The following is a 17,735-nucleotide window of genomic DNA, read 5'->3' as shown; positions in this document are numbered from 1 at the left end:
GCCGCTTACCCATGATGATAGGCAGCGATCTGTGCGGGAAATAGCTGCTCATACAGAGGATAGCCAATACCAAAGGCATGCACCTCAATCCCCTCTGGGCCAGCCTCCTGTGAGTAATCAAGGATTGCAACACCACCCTCTGCAGCCAATAGCTCATTGTTTGGGCAAAGAACAGATAAAGCGAGGTGTTCCTGCGAAGAGTCACGGCAAGCAATGCACTGTGACTGGACGAGCGAGTACTCGGGAGTAGGGAGGAAACAACCAAATGCCACGCCCATGGGCGGATCGCCGGATTCTAGGGCGGAGTGACCGATTAAGGTTTTACCAGAAAATATCTTGTACTCAGCCATAGCGGCCTAACTACGATTAGACCCCAAAGTGGGGTGTAGCGCGGATTCTGGACATGTCCTCGTGAGCCCGTCAATCAGACTTTTCCTACAAGAATCCAAGGCTTGGGTCGATCTCGCCGGGTCAAAGCGACCGCAACATTGAGGGTGTTATACGGCGGATCCGCAGCCTATTTCGCCAACGCCGCTGCTTCGCAGTGATAACGCGAACGAACCAGGCAGCGATCGCATGGCCGTGAGCAGGCCATTTTCCGGGCGATCCTCACGTCGCCTGCAGCCATAACAAAACGGCCCAGCCGGACAGGCTGGGCCGTGATAGACGGCATGGCGGTATCGCCGTCCGCTTACTTCTTCTCGAAATCCACCGGCTTCGGCAACTCCACCGGCACGCCATCGGCGTTGCAGGTCTTGGCTGCACACAGGCGTTCGCGCAGTTTCGGCGTGGCTTGCACGATGAAGTGGTAGATCGTGTTCTGTTCGACCGTGCCGCGTACCGCATCGCTGCCGGGGCCGCGCGCCCAGATGCCGACATCGTCGCCGCCGTGGGTTTCGGCCTTGGCCGGGAACAGCGCCTCCTGCATGTAGTCCGGATCCTCGGTGTCGACATGGTTCAAGTCGGGACGGCCATCGAACGCATCGAAGCTGCTCGGCGAGTGATCGAACTTCTTCGGGCCGGCCGGTTGCTCGTTGCTGGCGCCCGCGTAGCCCGGACCATTCATGTAATTGAGCGTGGTATAGGGCAGGCCAAGACCGTCGGTCGCGTAACCGGCGCTGGCGTCTTCGCCGCTGCTGCCGCGCACCTTGCCGAGAATGGGGTTGCCGCGCGTCGGATAACCGACGAAGCCCAGCGTATGCGAATGATCGGCGGTGACGATGATCAGCGTGTCGTCGGCCGAAGTCGCATCGGCCGCGGCCTGCACCGCCTCCGACAGCGCGACGGCATCGGTCAGCGCTCGATACGCGTTGCCCGAATGGCTGGCATGGTCGATGCGTCCGCCTTCGACCATCAGCACGTAACCGTTCGGCTGCTTCGACAGCGTGCGGATCGCCGCGCGGGTCATGTCGGCCAGGCTTGGCTCGCCGCCTTTGTCCTTCGGCCGGTCGTGGTCGTAATGCATGTGGTCGTACTCGAACAGACCCAGCAGCGCCGGTGCATCCTGCGCCTCCTGCAGCTGCTTCGCGTTCCACACATAGGCGCCTTGCGGATGCGCGGCCTTCCATTCCGCGACCAGATCGCGGCCGTCGAGGCGCTGGCCGACCTTGTCGTCGAGTTCCGGATCGTGTTCCTCGACCGTGGTGAATTCGCCGCGTCCGCCGCCCATCGCCACGATCGGGCCATGGCCGAAGCGCGGCGTCATCAACTGCTGGGCGATGTCCTTGCAACCGGCGGCCTTCGCTTCGTCCGACAGGTCGGTGTCGTTTTCCCAGTTGCGGTCGGGCACGTGCGCGTAGGTGGCCGCAGGCGTGGCGTGGGTCAGGCGCGTGGTGGTGACCACGCCGGTGGCGAGGCCGGCGCTGTCGGCCAGTTCCAGCCAGCTGAGCTGTTGGCGGTTCAGGCTGTCGGCGCAGTCGCCGCGCTTGCCGGCGGACACGCCGATCGCGCCCATGAAGGTCTTCACGCCCGTGGTGATCGCGGTCATGGTGCCGGCGGAATCGGGCACCTGCGAATCGGTGTTGTAGGTCTTGCTGAGCGCGGTGGAGGGGAACTTCTCCCACGACAGCTGGTTGTCCTCGCCCGGACCGCCCTTGCGCTGGCCGTCGAAGATGCGCGCGGCGGCGACCGTGGTCAGGCTCATGCCATCGCCGAGGAACAGGATCACGTTCTTCGCCTTGCCGTTCATCGCGCCGTTGGCAGCGGCGCGCGCCGCGCCGTTTCGATACCACCACGCGGCGTCCTCGCCCTGCGGATGCTGCACGGCGGGGACGTCGACCGTGTAGGCCCTGGCCGGGCCGGCGTGCGTGCCCGGCGCGCTGGCGCAGGCGGTCAACAGGGTCAGGGCGGCCGTGCCGAGCACGGCGGTGGCGTTCAGGCGCATTGGGGATTCCGGCGAAGAGTCGGGGCGATTATGCCAACCGGGGAATGTCCTGCCCATGACACGCCGTGGGAGCGGCCTTGGCCGCGAATGCTCTTTCAGCGCTATCCGGGATTCCCGCAAAGCATTCGCGGCCAAGGCCGCTCCCACACGGCCGCAATGCCGCATTCCATGGGTGCGGTCGTTTTCCCGGTGCGGCTCGGTTATCGTTGCTGGATTCCGCATTGGAACGACCGATGAAGCTGGTGCATGCCTGGTTGAAGATCCCGTTCTGGAAGCGCGTCGTCGCCGGCTTCGTGCTGGGTGCGTTGGCGGGCTGGGCCTTCGGCCCGAATGCGGAACACTGGTTCGGGCCGCTCGGCGACCTGTACGTGACCCTGATCAAGATGATCGCGGTGCCGCTGGTGTTCTTCGCGGTAATCAACGCAGTGGCTTCGCTGAGCGGACAGAAATCGATTGCCGCGCTGGCCGGGCGCACCTTCGTCTGGTTCGCGATCACCGCGGTACTTGCGGTCGGCGTGGGCCTGGCGGTCGGCTGGATAGTGAAGCCGGGCGTCGGCGTCGGCGTGCTGCAGATCGCATCCGACTACAAGCCCAAGGACGTGCCGGGCGTGCTCGACATGCTGTTGAACCTGGTGCCGTCGAATCCGTTCCAGGCCTTGTCCGGCGCGGCCAGCGCCAAGACCGCCGACGGCATGACCGTGCTGGTGCCGCGCAACGGCACGGTGCTGCAGGTGATCTTCTTCGCCGGGCTGGTCGGTTTCGCCATGGTCAAGCTGGGTGAACGCGTCGCCGGCGCGCGCAAGCTGGTCGGCGAAGCCAGCGACATCATGATCCAGGTGACCCGCTTCGTGCTGGAGTTCACCCCGCTGGGCACCTTTGGCCTGATCGCCGCGCTGGTCGGCGGCTACGGTTTCGAACAACTGCGTCCGCTGCTGATGTTCGTGGTCGCGCTGTACGTGGCCTGCGCCTTCCACATCGTCGTCGTGTACAGCGGCCTGCTGCTGGCGCACGGACTGAGTCCGCTGAAGTTCTTCCGCGGCGCGGCGCCCGGCATGCAGGTGGGTTTCGTCGCTTCGAGCAGTTTCGCCGCGCTCCCGGTGTCGTTGCGCAGCGCCACCCACAACCTCGGCGTGGACAAGGACTACGCCGCGTTCGCGGTGCCGCTGGGCGCGACGATCAAGATGGATGGCTGCGGCGCGATCTACCCGGCGCTGGCGGCGGTGTTCATTTCGCAGTACGCCGGCATCGAGTTGTCGGTGGCGCAGTACGTGATCATCGCGCTGGCCTCGGTGCTGGGTAGCTTCGGCACGGCCGGCGTGCCGGGCACGGCGGTGATCATGGCCACGGTGGTGCTGAGCGCCGCCGGCCTGCCGCTGGAAACCATCGGCTATCTGTACGCCATCGACCGCGTCCTCGACATGATGCGCACGATGACCAACGTCACCGGGCAGATGCTGGTGCCGGTGCTGGTGGCGAAGGAAACCGGCATGCTCGACCGGCAGGTGTACGAAGCGGCGAACAGCGACGTGGGCCTGGACGAAGGCCACGCATGAACGCCGACGGCATCGTCCTGGTCGAGCGTTTCCCCGATGCGTCGGACTATTGCCGCTTGCGAGCGCTGACCGGGCTGTCGGAGAAATCGCCCGGGGCTGCGGCGCTCGGGCTGGCCAACACCACCTACGGCGTCAGCCTGCTGCACGGCGAGGAAGTTGTGGGCATGGGCCGCATCATCGGCGACGGCGGCTGCTTCCACTTCGTGGTCGACATCGCGGTGGTTCCCGAATTGCAGGGACGCGGCCTGGGCAAGCGGATCATGGACGCACTGGATGCATGGCTGCGTGCGAATGCATTGCCGACCGCGCACGTGTCGCTGTTCGCCGATGGCGAAGCGAAGCATCTGTATGCGAAGTACGGTTTCGCCCAGTCCGACCACTCGGTCGGGATGTTCTACCGCGCCTGAGTTTTTGCCGCAGGGCGGGTAGGGCGGGTCTCGATCCGTCATCAGGACATTCACGATCCGAGCGCGGGTCCGGGCATACTGCGCGCAGCGATCCCGGAGCCTGGCGATGAGCGGCGAACAACGCGAACTGACTTTCCGTTTCCTGGCCGAACCCACCGACGTCAATTACGGTGGCAAGGTCCATGGCGGCGTGGTGATGAAGTGGATCGACCAGGCCGGCTATGCCGCGGCGGTCGGCTGGAGCGGCCACTACAGCGTGACCGTGGCGGTCGGCGGCATCCGCTTCGTGTCGCCGATCCGGATCAGCGACCTGGTCACGGTGACCGCGACCCTGGTGCACACGGGCACCACCAGCATGCATTTCGCCATCGACGTGCGCGCCCGCGACCCGATGCAGGGCGACGAGCGCCTGTGCACGCATTGCGTGATCGTGTTCGTCGCGCTGGACGGCGTCGAAGGCAAGCCGGTGCCTGTGCCGGGCTGGCAACCGCGCGACGAAGAGGACCGCCGCCTGGCCGAGTACGCGCTGAAGGTGATGGAACTGAGCAAGGGCATCGAGGACACGGTGGCCCGCTATCGCCCGCCGCAGTAGAGCGACGGACAAGCGATGCGCATTCTCCATGCCATCAGGCTGCGACAGGCTGGTATTGCGGAAGCAAAAGCCGTAGGTCGGGGCTACGTCCCCGACCTGCTTTCACTCGCCGACGTCGGCAGGCATATCCTTTGGCTCCAGCCGTCCCCAATCGGACGGATAACCCCCACGAGCCTGCCACATGGCCAGGCTCGACCAGCGCCATGATCCGGCATCCGAAACCAGTCCATGCTTGACCGGGTTGAAATGCAGGTAATCTAGGTGCCGCGCGAAATCGTCCGGGTCACGGACGACGTGGTCGTAGTAACGACGCTGCCACAGTCGGTTTCCATGACCATGCGATTCGCATGGCAGCCGTGCCAGCACCGCGCGCTTGAAGCTACCGACGAGATCAGGGATTGCAACGCCGGTTACCGGGCTGAGCATCAAGTGCAGGTGGTCGTTCAGCAGAACGTGACCGTGGTGGACGAAAGGGTGATGCCTGCGGGCTTCGCGCAGCGCGATCAAGGCGATGGCCTTTGCGGCATCGTCGGATAGCCAAGGCCGCCGCTCGGCGGTAACAAGGCTCAGGAAGAGAGTTTGTCCGTGCTCGAAATAGCGGCGGTAACGCGGCATGGAGGCAATATCGAGGGCCGCCATCGACGCCGCCATCGCCGGATGGTGCAACGTGGGGTAGGAAAATTCCGCGAGTCCGTCGGCAGCGGGTCGGGGGCGTAGCCCCGACCTACGGCGTCACGCGGTGCGTTCAGTTGAAGGTCTTCGCGTAACCCGAAGACACGACAAGCTTCTGCAGCGCTTCGCAGACCTTGAGGTTGCCGGCGACCAGTTGCCGGGTTTCCGGGCCCTTGCCATCCATGCGCGCGGTCGCCGCGCCGCGGAAATCGCAGACCTTGCCGCCGGCTTCGCGCACCAGCAGCACGCCGGCAGCGACGTCCCAGGCCTTTACCCCGGCTTCGAAATAGGCGTCGCTGCGGCCGCAGGCGACGTAGGCCAGGTCCAGCGCGGCCGAACCGGTGCGGCGCACGTCTTCGGCCGTCACCAGCAGCTCGCGCACGCATTCGAGGTGGGCGCCGATGCGGGCGCGCTCGCGCGGCGGAAAGCCGGTGGTCACGGTGACGCCGGCCAGGTCCTTGCGTTCTGCCACCCGGATCTTGCGTTCGTTGAGCTGGGCGCCGGCGCCGCGGCTGGCGGTGAACAGCTCGTTGCGCAGCGGGTCGAAGATCACCGCGTCGGTCGGCTCGCCGTTCTCGACCAGGGCGATCGACACGCAGAAATGCGGGAAACCGTGCAGGTAGTTGCTGGTACCGTCCAGCGGATCGATGACCCAGTGGCGGCGCGGGTCCTTGCCCGGCTGCAGGCCGCCTTCTTCGCCCAGTACGCCGTAATCGGGATAGGCGCGGCGCAGTTCCTTGATGATCGCCTTCTCGGCGTCGGCATCCACTTCGCTGGCGTAGTCCAGGCGCTCCTTCTGCACGACGTTCAGGGCGTCGAGCTTGTTCATGCCGCGCAACAGCACGTTGCCCCCGGTGCGCGCGGCCTTGACCATGACGGTGACGACGGGATTGAGCATGCGAACGGACCTCGGATCAGGCGGGGGCGGGCGTGGAAAAGAGCAGCACGGCGCGGAGGCCGGCGGCGACAGTTTAACATCCGCGCCCATGAGTCTTTCCCCCGATTCCCCAGATTCCGCCGCCAGCCGGGTCCGTTTCGTCCTGGTCGGCACCCAGCACCCCGGCAATATCGGCGCCGCGGCGCGCGCGCTGAAGACCATGGGCTTCGCCCGGCTGGTGCTGGTGGCACCCGAGCAGTTCCCCAGCGACGAGGCCTTCCGCCGCGCCGCCGGGGCCGACGACGTGCTGGCCGCGGCCCCGGTCGTGGTGACCCTGGCCGAGGCGGTGGCCGACTGCCGGCTGGTGCTGGGCTGCACTGCGCGCAGCCGGCGCGTGCAATTGGAGGAGCTGGCGCCGCGCGCGGCCGGCGAGCGTGCCATCGGTATCGCCGCGGCCAGCGACGAGGTGGCGCTGGTGTTCGGCCGCGAGCGCACCGGCCTGAGCAACGAGGAACTGCAGTTGTGCCACGCGGCCGTGCACATTCCGGCCAATCCCGAATACAGCTCGCTGAACCTGGCCGCCGCAGTGCAGGTGCTGGCCTACGAGGCGCGGCTGGCGGTGCTGGCCGGGGGCGGCGGCGGGGCGACGCCGGTGCATGCCGACGACGTCCCGGCCACGCATGCGCAACTGGAGGGTTTTTTCGCCCAGCTCGGCGAAACCCTGGACGACATCGACTTCCACAAGGGGCGCACGCCGGATTCGGCGATGCGCAAGCTGCGCCGGCTGTTCCTGCGCGGCGACCTGACCCAGCAGGAAGTGCGCCTTTTGCGCGGCATCCTGGCCGACACCCAGCGCATCGCGCGGCTGCTGCGGGAGGCCGGCGGGCGCTAGCCTGTTGCGGAATACCGCTTTTCGGCTAGGCTTCGGCTCTGGCAGGGGGGCGTCGAAATACAGGCATGAGCTGCTGGTTCCGTTATGCGTACAGACTGGCGCTGTTGGCGTGCCTGTCCCTGTCGGCCGTGGCCGTGGCCAGCGAAGACGATTCCGTGCTGGTACTGGGCCGGATCAGCGACAACCCCAAGGCGCACTACGAGCAGCTGAAACCGCTGCTGGATTACGTGGTGCCGCGCCTGCGCGAGGTCGGCATCACCGAAGGCCGCATCCTGATGGCGCGCGACGCGCAGCAGATGAACAGCTACCTGCGCCGCGGCCGGGTCGACTGGGTCACCGAGACCACGGGCAACGCGATGCAATTGCAGCAACGCGCGGGGGCTCGTCCCCTGCTGCTGACCGAACGCGGAGGCGTGGGTCGCTACCGCTCCCTGTTCTTCGCCCGCAAGGACAGCGGCATCGACAGCCTGGACGATCTCAAGGGGCATACGGTGGCGTTCCAGCGCACGTCGTCGACCAGCGCCTACCTGGTGCCGGCCATGACCCTGCTGGACGCGGGCCTGCGTCCCGAAGTGCTGCTGTCGCCGCAGGACCGGCCGCCCGGCAATACGGTCGGTTACGTGTTCGCCGGCACCGAGCTGAACCTCAGCGCCTGGGTGCACAAGCGGGTGGTCGACGCGGGCGTGGTCAGCAACCTCGATTGGAACAACCCGGAGGCGGTGCCGCCAGCGTTCAGGCGCGACTTCCACGTCTTCCACGAAACCGGCGAATACCCGCGCGCGGTCGAGATCGTGCGCTCCGGATTGGACCCGAAGGTCGAGGCGCGCCTGCGCGAGGTGCTGCTGCATGCGAACGAGGACCCGCAGGGGCGCGAGGCGATGCGGCGGTTCTTCAGCACCACCCGCTTCCTGCCGATCGACGCGGCGTCCACCCGGGCGATGGAACGCATCCGCGATGGCGCCGCACGCGTGCGCGAGTCGATCGAATGAAGCCCAGGTTCGGTTTGCAGGCACGGTTCCTGGCCCTGGTCGGGGTCACTTTCCTGGTGGTCGTCTGCCTGCTGTTCCTGTTGCTGCGCAAGGAACGCCAGCAGCAGGACGCGGTGGAGGCGCAAAGCCTCGAGGCGATGCACGACATGGCCATGGAAACCTTGCGCCTGCGCGGGGAGGGCATCACCGCCCAACTGGCCGACCGGCTGGCCAATCCGCTGTACTACTTCGACCTGGAGACCATCGGCCAGATCATCCAGGGCACGCGCCGGCAACCGGACGTCAGCTACGTGCTGGTCTTCGATCCGCAGGGACGGGTCGTGCACGACGGCTCCGCCGACATCACCGGCTATGGCCAGAACATGCCGGACCCGCTGGCCCCGGCGGCGGTCGCGGCCAACGGCGTGCGTTCGCAGTGGTCGGCGCACGTGCTCGACGTGTCCGCGCCGATCCTGGTGGGGCAGCATCGCCTCGGCGGGGTGCGCGTGGGTTATTCGCTGGATGGGATCCGCAAGTACGAGATCGATACCCGCGAACGCCTGCACGAACGCCTGAGCGAATCCAGCGAACGCCATCTCGCGTGGGTCCTGGCGTTGCTGCTGACCCTGGCCGCGGCCAGCCTGCTCGGGGCCTGGCTGCTGCAGCGCAATCTGGTGTGGCCGATCCGGCAACTGGCTCGCGCCGCGGGCGAGATCGAGGCGGGCAACTACGTCGCGGGCCGAATCGAAAGCGCGCGCCGCGACGAAGTCGGCAACCTGATCCGCGCCTTCACCCGGATGCACGACAGCATCGTGCGCCAGAACCGCGACGTGCGGCGCATGGCGTACAGCGACAGCCTGACCGGGCTGACCAACCGGCTGGGTTTCCGCGAAAGCCTGGGCGAACGGATCGCGGCGCTGTCCGGGGGCTCGGGCCAGTTGGCGTTGGCCTTCGCCGACATCGACGATTTCAAACGGATCAACGACACCCTGGGCCACGAGGCCGGCGACGAAGTCATCCGCCAGTACGCGCAGCGCATCCAGCGCGTGGTCGAACGCTGGGGCGGGCCCGACACCCTGCTGGCCCGCTTCGGCGGCGACGAGTTCGTGATCCTGGTGCAGGGCAGCAACGTGCGCGCCACCGTGCGGAGGCTGGCGGAAGCCCTGATCGAGGACTTCCGCGGCCCGATCGCCCTGCACGGACGGCGCGCCTTCCTCGGCACCTCGATCGGCATCAGCCTGTTCCCGGAAGACGCCGGCGATGCGGTCGAACTGATGAAGCGCGGCGACATCGCCATGTACCAGGCCAAGCGGGCCGGCAAGAACTGCTACCGCTTCTACAGCCGGGCCATGGACGAGCAGGCGGCGCAGCGCCTGCGCCTGGAAGACGATCTGCGCGGCGCGTGGGAGCGCGGCGAATTGCAGGTGCTGTACCAGCCGATCTGCCGGGTTTCCGACCGGGCGGTGGTCGGCGCCGAAGCCTTGCTGCGTTGGGAGCATCCGGAGCGGGGGACGATCCCGACCCCGCAGTTCATTTCGGTGGCCGAACGCACCGACCTGATCGGCGAACTCGGCCCGCGGGTGCTGCGCCAGGCCTGCAATGCGGTCGCGGGCTGGCGGGTGCCGTCGGGCCGGCCAGCGCCGTTCGTCTCGGTCAACGTGTCGTCGCGGCAATTGCGCGACGGCGATCTGACCGAACAGGTCGCTGCCTGCCTGCGGGAAAGCGGTTTGCCGGCGTCGCGCCTGCACCTGGAGTTGACCGAGACCGCGCTGCTGCGCGATGTCGGGCTTGCGGCCGACCTGCTGTCGCGCCTGCACAAGACCGGTGTCAATATCTGGCTGGACGATTTCGGCACCGGTTTTTCGGGCCTCAGCCACCTGCGCCGGGTGCCGGTCGACGGGGTCAAGATCGATCGCAGTTTCGTCGCCGACGTGGAGACGGACGCCGACGACCTGGCGCTGACCACCGCGATCATCGCGATGGCGCGTTCGCTCGGCATCCAGGCGGTGGCCGAGGGCGTGGAAACCGAGGGGCAGTTCGAATTGCTGCGGGAACGCGGCTGCGACCTGGCGCAGGGGTATTGGCTGGGGTATCCGGTGACGGCCGAGGAATTCGCGCGGTTGCTGGGGTGAGTTTTTGCCTGTCATTCCGGCGAACGCCGGGATCCATTCTGCTTTCGCCCTGTAGGAGCGCACTTCAGTGCGCGACCGTAGAAGTGAAGCTGCGTGGATGATCCTGCGCTGGTCGCGCACTGAAGTGCGCTCCTACAAAAGCTTTTCGCGCTGACGCGCGAGTCACTTTTCTTTGCTTGTGCAAAGAAAAGTAACCAAAAGAAGGCACACCCGCGGCCCGCCCTTTGCTGCGCAAAAGGTTCGTCATCGCGCCGGGAATTTTCGGAAGCCGCATCCTGCGGCTCCGAAAACGGCGCACATCCCGTGCGCCGCCGCTGCGCGGTTTACCTGTCGCGATGGCCGGGCCTCAAGGGGGTCGAAAAGCAAGGGCAACGGCAAAGGCAGCCGTTTTCCCCCAGACCCTTTTTTATCCGCCCCCCAGCCCCCACACTTCCCCCATGTTCGAACGATCCCGCAAGGGCGAGCACGCTTTGCTGATCCAGCCCCATGCCGCCGGCAGTCCGCCGGACGAGGGGGCGACGGAGGAATTCGCCGACCTGGCGCGTTCGGCCGGGGCCAGCATCGCGACGCTGATTACCGCCCGCATCGACCGCCCCAATTCCTCCACGTACATCGGCAGCGGCAAGCTGGAAGAGGTCAAGGCCGCCGCCGACGCGACCGAAGCCGACCTGGTGTTGGTCAACGTGTCCCTGTCGCCGGGCCAGGAGCGCAACCTGGAGAAATTCCTGCAGCGCCGCGTGCTCGACCGTACCGGGCTGATCCTGGACATCTTCGCCCAGCGTGCGCGCAGCCACGAAGGCAAGCTGCAGGTGGAACTCGCCCAGCTGAAGCACATGGCCACCCGGCTGGTGCGTGGCTGGACCCACCTGGAGCGCCAGCGCGGCGGTTCGATCGGCCTGCGCGGTCCGGGCGAAACCCAGCTGGAAACCGATCGTCGCCTGCTGCAGAAGCGCGTCGAGCAGTTGCAGAAGCGGCTGGAGAAAGTCGAAGTGCAGCGCACCCAGATGCGCCGCGCCCGCGTCCGCAGCGAACTGCCGCGCGTGGCCCTGGTCGGCTACACCAACGCCGGTAAGTCGACCCTGTTCAACACGCTGACCGGCGCCGAGGCGTACGCGGCCGACCAGTTGTTCGCGACCCTGGACCCGACCGTGCGCCGCATCGAGCTGCCCGGCGGCGGCGTGGTGCTGGCCGATACCGTCGGCTTCGTCCGCGACCTGCCGCACGAACTGGTCGCGGCGTTCCGTTCCACCTTGAGCGAAGCGCGCGAAGCCGACCTGCTGCTGCACGTGATCGACGCCGCCGACCCGCAGCGCGAAGAGCGCATCGGCCAGGTCGACGAAGTGCTGCAGGCGATCGGCGCGGGGGACATCCCGCAACTGCTGGTCTACAACAAGATCGACCGCATCGAAGGCGCGCAGCCGCGCCACGACACGCCCAACGAGGGGCGCGAACGTGTATGGATTTCCGCCCGCGACGGGCAGGGCGTCGACCTGCTGAAGGGCGTGCTGGCGCAGCGGCTGGGCTTCCAGCGCGTGCGCGGACGGCTGGACCTGCCGGCGCATTCGGGGCGCCTGCGTTCGCGCCTGCATGCGTTGGGCGCGGTACTGGCCGAAGACCACGACGAGCACGGTTGGCATGTCACCGTCGACCTGGCCCTGGCCGACGCGCAGCGGCTCGCCGCGCAGGCCGGCGGCCACGTGCTGGACCCGCTGCTGCCGGCACCGGCCGAAGCCTGGTGAGGATGCTTGCGCGGGGCCGCCGCGGCCCCATCTTGTAGAATCGGATCCGGCGGGCTGCAACCCGCGCGCAATCAATCTGGAGTAGGCATGGCCTGGAACACCCCCGGTAGCGGGTCTGGCAACGACGATGGTTCCAAGGACGGGCGCAACCCGTGGCAGCCGCGCAGTCCGCGCGGCGGCATCGACCAGTGGCTCGACCGCCTGCGCGGCCTGTTCGGTGGCGACGGCGGTGGCAGTCGCCAGCGGTGGCGCTGGGCCGCCATCGCGCTGGGTCTGCTGCTGGTGTTCAGCAGTTTCAAACTGTTGGATGCGCAGGAGCGCGGTGTGGTCCTGCGTTTCGGTCAGTTCAACCGGATCATGCAGGAAGGTCCGAATTTCAAATGGCCATGGCCGATCGAAAGCGTCATCAAGGTCAAGACTACTGAGATCAAGACGTTCAGCGATTCGATGCCGGTGCTGACCCGCGACACGAACATGGTAACGGTGGATCTGAACGTCCAGTACCGAATTAGCGATCCGAAGTTATTCCTGTTCGGTACCCGCGATGCGGAAGAAGTATTGCGCCAAGCTGCCATGAGCACGGTGCGCGAATTGGTGGGCCGTTCCGATCTGGATACAGTCCTTAATAGTCGCGGCGAATTATTGGACGAGGTGAGCAAGAAACTACAGGCGTCCCTCGAAGCCTACCGAACGGGTCTCGAGATCAGCGGAGTTACCTTGCAGAATGCCAGGCCACCGGATCAAGTGAAAGATGCGTTCGACGAAGCGCAGCGCGCCACTGCCGACAAGCAGACCGCAATCAATCAGGCCCAAGCCTATGCGGCAAAGATGGTGCCGGAAGCGCGTGGCGACGCGGCTCGCTTACGTACTGTGGCTCAAGGCTATAAAACTGCAATCATCGCTCGAGCTCAGGGTGATGCCGCGCGCTTTAGTCAGTTGCAGGTGCAGTACAAGGCTGCGCCAGAAGTCACCCGCAAGCGCCTGTGGCTGGAAACGCTGCAGGAAGTGGTGGGCAAAAACCGCAAAGTGATTGGTGGTGACGGCCGCCAACTCATTTATGTGCCGATGTCGACGCCGACATCGGTAGCACAACAGCCTGTTGCTCCTGTAACGCCTGATTTGGTAATGCCAGCGATTCAGAGCGTGCCAGAACGTACAGAGCGTCCAACGCGACCGACAGGGCGTGAGGAGAGTGGTCGATGAAAATCTCTGTAATCGTTGCCTTGGTTGTAGCCTTGTTGTTGGGTCTCATGGGGTCGGTATACCAAGTGCGGGAAGGTGAAGTCGCGCTGATATTGAATCTAGGTCGAGTGACGCGTAGTGATATTGGTCCCGGCCTGCACTTCAGGTTGCCGCTGATCGAATCCGCGCGTGTATTCGATCGTCGACTGAACGTTCTCGACTCAAAACCCGAGCGCTTCTACACCGATGACAAACAGGGCGTGGATATCGACTTCTTCGCAATCGGGCGAGTCAATGATGCGCGCGCCTTCTACCTGGCGACTGGTGGTGTCGAGAAGGAAGCAGTTCTGCGTCTGGCGCCTATCATCAAGAACGCGTTGACCGGTGAGATTAATGGGCTGACTCTGCCAGAGGTAGTATCCGGCGACCGCAGCAAGTTCGTTCAGGCAAAACTGTCCGTGATCAATCGTGGAGCGGCGACTTTAGGGGTTGAAATCACCGACATCCGCATCAAGAGGATCGAATTGCCGCAGGACAGCAACGTCCTGGACTCGGTCTACAACCAGATGCGCTCCCAGCGGCTACAAGTGGCGAACCAGCGTCGCGCGGAAGGCGTGGAGCAGGCGCAGACGATACGCGCCAAAGCCGATGCAGATCAGCAAGTGCTGCTGGCCGAGGCCGAGCGCGACGCCCAGCGCCTGCGCGGCGAGGGCGACGCCCAGGCCGCGGCGATCTACGCCGAGGCGGCGAACAAGGATCCGGGCTTCTACGCCTTCCAGCGCAGCCTGGAGGCCTACCGCGGCGCCTTCGCCGACGGCAACGGAGTCATCGTGCTGGACCGCAACGATCCGTTCCTGCAGTACCTGAAGAGCGATCGTTAGGCATTTGCGCCCGCTCGCGGGCGCCGTCGTGGTGCTTTTCCTTCTCCCCGCGTGCGGGGAGAAGGAGGCCGGGGTGGCGTGCGGGAGGCGGGGTAGCCCCCGCCACCGAAAACCCGGATAATGCACAAAAGCCGGACGGGGCCCGCCCCTCCGGCTTTTTCCGTGTCTGGACCGGCCCCCGCCGGCGGTGCCCCGATGGCCCCGCCACCCGCGCAACCGGTCCGTGCACGGTTCATCCCCCTACCCGGGGCAAGCCTGCGGCCCCGATGGCCGCGACAACGTGGAGCAAGCGGTCATGGGTCAGTCGGTAGTGGTGTTGGGCGCCCAGTGGGGCGACGAGGGCAAGGGCAAGATCGTCGATCTGCTCACCGAGGAAATCGGCGCGGTCGTGCGCTTCCAGGGCGGGCACAACGCCGGCCATACCCTGGTCATCAACGGCAAGAAGACCGTGCTGCACCTGATCCCGTCGGGCATCCTGCGCGACGATGCCCTGTGCCTGATCGGCAACGGCGTGGTGATCTCCCCGGCCGCGCTGCAGAAGGAAATCGAGGAACTGGAAGCCGGCGGCGTCGACGTGCGTTCGCGCCTGAAGATCTCCCCGGCCGCGCCGTTGATCATGCCGTACCACATCGCCCTGGACCAGGCGCGCGAAAAGGCCGCCGGCGGCAAGGCCATCGGCACCACCGGCCGCGGCATCGGCCCGGCCTACGAGGACAAGGTCGCGCGCCGTGGCATCCGCATCGCCGACCTGCATTACCCGAAGCAGCTGGAAGAACTCCTGCGCACCGCGCTGGACTACCACAACTTCGTGCTGACCCAGTACCTGGGCACCGAAGCGGTCGATTTCCAGAAGACCTTCGACGAAGCGCTGGCCTTCGGCGAATACGTGCAGCCGATGAAGTCCGACGTGGCCGGCATCCTCCACGACCTGCGCAAGCAGGGCAAGCGTGTGCTGTTCGAAGGCGCGCAGGGCGCGCTGCTCGACATCGACCACGGCACCTATCCGTACGTGACCAGCTCCAACACCACGGTCGGCGGCGCGCTGGCCGGCACCGGCGTCGGCGCGGATTCGATCGACTACGTGCTGGGCATCGCCAAGGCCTACGCCACCCGTGTCGGCGGCGGTCCCTTCCCGACCGAGCTGGACGACGAGATCGGCCAGGGCATCCGCGACCGCGGCGCCGAGTACGGCGCTTCCACCGGCCGTCCGCGCCGTTGCGGCTGGATGGACATCGTCGCGCTGAAGCGCGCGGTGGCGATCAACGGCATCAGCGGCCTGTGCATCACCAAGCTCGACGTGCTCGATGGCATGGAGAAGCTGAAGGTCTGCATCGCCTACGAATACAACGGCAAGCGCACCGAGTACGCGCCGCTGGACGCGCAGGGCTGGGAAGAATGCACGCCGGTGTACCTGGAGTTCCCGGGCTGGAGCGAGAACACCCACGGCATCACCAACTGGGAAGACCTGCCGCCGGCCGCGCGCGCCTACCTGCGTTCGCTGGAAGAACTGGCGGGCTGCCCGATCAGCATCGTCTCTACCGGTCCGGACCGCGACCACACCATGGTGCTGCAGGATCCGTTCGCGTAAGCGGACGCGTGAAGGCAAGCCACGAAGGCCCGCATCGCGGGCCTTTCGTTTTCCGGCGCTCCGGACCGCCGGGCCGGTCGCCTGTCCGTTTCACCTTGCATTAGCGCAAACGTCACCGTCTGTTTTCCGTGGTGGGCCTATAAGCGAAGGGCACCGTTTCCATCCACGGAGGTCGACGATGAAAGTCAGCGAAATGATGACGCAGGACGTCTGTGTCGTGGCGCCGGGCGATTCCCTGCGCGACGCGGCGCGCATGATGGTGCAAAAGGACATCGGCAGCGTGCCGGTGGGCGAGAACGACCGGCTGGTCGGTTTCATCACCGATCGCGACATCGCGGTGCGCGCGGTCGCCGAAGGCAAGGATCCGATGACCGCGGTCCGCGAAGTCATGTCGGAAGACGTCAAGTACTGCTTCGAGAACGACGACGTCGACGAGGTTTCGCGCAACATGGCCGACCTGCGCATCCGGCGCCTGCCGGTGGTGGACGCGAACAAGCGGCTGGTCGGCATCGTCTCGCTCGCCAACTTCGCCCACAGCGGCGACGACAGCGCTTCCGACAGCCTGCTCAAGGGCGTTGCCGCACCCCACTGAACCCACCAGCCGACGGAGCGACAGCCATGGCCATTTGCGACGTTTGCGGCAACGACTACGCCAACAGCTTCCTGGTTTCCATGCGCGGGAAGAGCGGCACGTTCGATTCCTTCGAGTGCGCCATCCACGCCTTCGCGCCGCGCTGCGCGCATTGCGGCTGCAGCGTGATCGGGCACGGCATCGAGCATGCCGACACGATCTATTGCTGCGCGCATTGCGCGAGCCAGTCGGGCGTGCAGGGCGCGAACGATCATCCTTCGTGAATGGAGATCCGCATGAAGATCGAAAGAAAAGGGCCCACCGCCGGCGGGCGCGCTGCCGCCCCGCCGCAGCGTTCCGGGGCCCGGAAACCGCAGCCGCAGAACCAGAACCAGCGAAAACCCGTGGTGCCCGGGCCCAACAAGGCCGGGCGCGACCAGGACCGCGACGGGGTCGTCGGCAGCGAGAACGACGACCCCGGCCGTTGAGGGCCGCCATGACATCGCAATCACGCCGGCTAGGCATCGGGTTAACGGCCACGGGCCGAAGATCCCCGATGCAGACGCGTTCTGCATACGCCATGCATCACAAGGAGGCAGGCAAATGAATACGCACAAGATCCATCCCGTTCTCGGCAGCCTGATCGGACTTTCTTCGTTCGTCGTTTTCGGGATCTCGATCGCGGGCTGTTCCCCGAATACACCCGCCGACCAGTCGACGACTCCACCGGCCGACCAGTCGACCCCGCCACCCGCGGATCAGACGGCGCCCCCGCCCGCTGACCAGACGACGACGCCACCGGCGGACCAGACCGCGACGCCGCCGGCCGACCAGTCGGCGATGCCGCAAAAGGATTCCGAACAGCCGCTCGACGACAGCATGATCACCACCAAGGTGAAGGCCGAGATGCTGGCGGCGAAGGATGTCCCCGGCACGAAGATCGAGGTCAAGACCGTCAATGGCGTCGTTTCGCTCACCGGCGACGTCCGTTCCCAGGCCGAGGCCGACCGTGCCGCGGAGGTCGCACGCAAGGTGAAGGGGGTCGCCAACGTCGATGCCAGCGGATTGAAGGTCGTTCCGGACGCCGGCGAGATGCCGAAGAAGTAACCCCGGGACCATCCGGGTACGCGCAAGCGAAGACATCGCTGGAACCAACGAAGGCCCGCATCGCGGGCCTTTCGTTTGCCTGTCCCAAGCATTTCCCAAGCATTTCCGCAGGGGCGCCTCCAGTTGTAGTCGCGGTTACCGCGCACGTTGCGGCCTGCGATGCGTCCGCATCGCAGGAACGGGTCGCCGCA

The 17,735-nt window shown here is 66.1% G+C and carries 18 protein-coding genes; 14 read left to right on the top strand and 4 right to left on the bottom strand.

Annotated elements, in window-relative coordinates; all coding sequences use genetic code 11:
* Window positions 1-5: 5 nt before the first annotated feature.
* Both J5837_RS16310 and J5837_RS16305 read right to left on the bottom strand, forming a co-directional pair.
* Window positions 6-350 carry a hypothetical protein gene (locus tag J5837_RS16310; protein ID WP_210537894.1) on the bottom strand — a complete coding sequence of 115 codons (345 nt, stop codon included), beginning with the start codon at window positions 348-350 and terminating at the stop codon, window positions 6-8.
* Between the two features lie 341 nt (window positions 351-691).
* Window positions 692-2,383 carry an alkaline phosphatase gene (locus tag J5837_RS16305; protein ID WP_210537893.1) on the bottom strand — a complete coding sequence of 564 codons (1,692 nt, stop codon included), beginning with the start codon at window positions 2,381-2,383 and terminating at the stop codon, window positions 692-694.
* Window positions 2,384-2,616: 233 nt separating this feature from the next.
* Between J5837_RS16305 and J5837_RS16300 the strand changes: the two genes are divergently transcribed.
* From J5837_RS16300 to J5837_RS16290, 3 genes are all read left to right on the top strand, one after another.
* The gene (locus tag J5837_RS16300; protein ID WP_210537892.1) at window positions 2,617-3,936 is read left to right on the top strand and encodes a dicarboxylate/amino acid:cation symporter; all 1,320 of its coding nucleotides are present in this window, start codon (window positions 2,617-2,619) and stop codon (window positions 3,934-3,936) included.
* A complete protein-coding gene (locus J5837_RS16295; RefSeq protein ID WP_210537890.1) occupies window positions 3,933-4,343 on the top strand; it encodes a GNAT family N-acetyltransferase in 411 nt (136 codons plus the stop codon). The genes J5837_RS16300 and J5837_RS16295 overlap by 4 nt, the downstream gene beginning before the upstream one ends.
* Before the next feature lie 106 nt (window positions 4,344-4,449).
* On the top strand, window positions 4,450-4,935 hold the full coding sequence (locus J5837_RS16290; RefSeq protein WP_210537889.1) for an acyl-CoA thioesterase: 486 nt from the start codon (window positions 4,450-4,452) through the stop codon (window positions 4,933-4,935).
* A 102-nt stretch (window positions 4,936-5,037) separates the two neighbouring features.
* On the opposite strand, the gene J5837_RS16285 is transcribed toward J5837_RS16290, so the two are convergent.
* Both J5837_RS16285 and J5837_RS16280 read right to left on the bottom strand, forming a co-directional pair.
* A complete protein-coding gene (locus J5837_RS16285; protein WP_210537887.1) occupies window positions 5,038-5,586 on the bottom strand; it encodes an REP-associated tyrosine transposase in 549 nt (182 codons plus the stop codon).
* Window positions 5,587-5,680: 94 nt separating this feature from the next.
* Complete coding sequence (locus tag J5837_RS16280; protein ID WP_210537886.1) at window positions 5,681-6,505, bottom strand: inositol monophosphatase family protein; 825 nt, start codon at window positions 6,503-6,505, stop codon at window positions 5,681-5,683.
* 88 nt (window positions 6,506-6,593) lie between these two features.
* Here J5837_RS16280 and J5837_RS16275 point away from each other — a divergent pair, with 88 nt between their 5' ends.
* The 11 genes from J5837_RS16275 to J5837_RS16475 all read left to right on the top strand — a co-directional run bounded on the left by J5837_RS16275 (window position 6,594) and on the right by J5837_RS16475 (window position 17,544).
* Entirely contained in the window at window positions 6,594-7,376 is a 783-nt protein-coding gene (locus tag J5837_RS16275; RefSeq protein ID WP_210537885.1) for an RNA methyltransferase, read from the top strand.
* 65 nt (window positions 7,377-7,441) lie between these two features.
* Window positions 7,442-8,365 (top strand): phosphate/phosphite/phosphonate ABC transporter substrate-binding protein, encoded by a 924-nt coding sequence (locus J5837_RS16270; RefSeq protein ID WP_210537884.1) that lies wholly within the window; start codon window positions 7,442-7,444, stop codon window positions 8,363-8,365.
* On the top strand, window positions 8,362-10,476 hold the full coding sequence (locus J5837_RS16265) for a putative bifunctional diguanylate cyclase/phosphodiesterase (RefSeq protein ID WP_210537883.1): 2,115 nt from the start codon (window positions 8,362-8,364) through the stop codon (window positions 10,474-10,476). The genes J5837_RS16270 and J5837_RS16265 overlap by 4 nt, the downstream gene beginning before the upstream one ends.
* 437 nt (window positions 10,477-10,913) lie before the next feature.
* Window positions 10,914-12,215 (top strand): ribosome rescue GTPase HflX, encoded by a 1,302-nt coding sequence (gene hflX, locus J5837_RS16260; RefSeq protein ID WP_210537882.1) that lies wholly within the window; start codon window positions 10,914-10,916, stop codon window positions 12,213-12,215.
* 87 nt (window positions 12,216-12,302) lie between these two features.
* Window positions 12,303-13,418, top strand: coding sequence for an FtsH protease activity modulator HflK (gene hflK / locus J5837_RS16255; protein ID WP_210537881.1), 1,116 nt, complete (start codon window positions 12,303-12,305; stop codon window positions 13,416-13,418).
* Window positions 13,415-14,278, top strand: coding sequence for a protease modulator HflC (gene hflC, locus J5837_RS16250; RefSeq protein ID WP_210537880.1), 864 nt, complete (start codon window positions 13,415-13,417; stop codon window positions 14,276-14,278). Before hflK ends, hflC begins: the two co-directional genes overlap by 4 nt.
* Window positions 14,279-14,573: 295 nt before the next feature.
* Complete coding sequence (locus J5837_RS16245) at window positions 14,574-15,866, top strand: adenylosuccinate synthase (RefSeq protein ID WP_210537879.1); 1,293 nt, start codon at window positions 14,574-14,576, stop codon at window positions 15,864-15,866.
* A 178-nt stretch (window positions 15,867-16,044) separates the two neighbouring features.
* On the top strand, window positions 16,045-16,458 hold the full coding sequence (locus J5837_RS16240; RefSeq protein ID WP_210537877.1) for a CBS domain-containing protein: 414 nt from the start codon (window positions 16,045-16,047) through the stop codon (window positions 16,456-16,458).
* A gap of 26 nt (window positions 16,459-16,484) precedes the next feature.
* The gene (locus J5837_RS16235; RefSeq protein WP_210537875.1) at window positions 16,485-16,721 is read left to right on the top strand and encodes a hypothetical protein; all 237 of its coding nucleotides are present in this window, start codon (window positions 16,485-16,487) and stop codon (window positions 16,719-16,721) included.
* Between the two features lie 12 nt (window positions 16,722-16,733).
* Window positions 16,734-16,925 (top strand): hypothetical protein, encoded by a 192-nt coding sequence (locus J5837_RS16230; protein ID WP_210537873.1) that lies wholly within the window; start codon window positions 16,734-16,736, stop codon window positions 16,923-16,925.
* A gap of 115 nt (window positions 16,926-17,040) precedes the next feature.
* Window positions 17,041-17,544, top strand: coding sequence for a BON domain-containing protein (locus J5837_RS16475; RefSeq protein ID WP_244756073.1), 504 nt, complete (start codon window positions 17,041-17,043; stop codon window positions 17,542-17,544).
* Window positions 17,545-17,735 lie beyond the last annotated feature (191 nt).

Source organism: Pseudoxanthomonas helianthi (genome assembly GCF_017939625.1).
Classification (GTDB): Bacteria; Pseudomonadota; Gammaproteobacteria; order Xanthomonadales; family Xanthomonadaceae; genus Pseudoxanthomonas_A; species Pseudoxanthomonas_A helianthi.
This window is presented reverse-complemented; position numbering and strand designations above follow the sequence as displayed.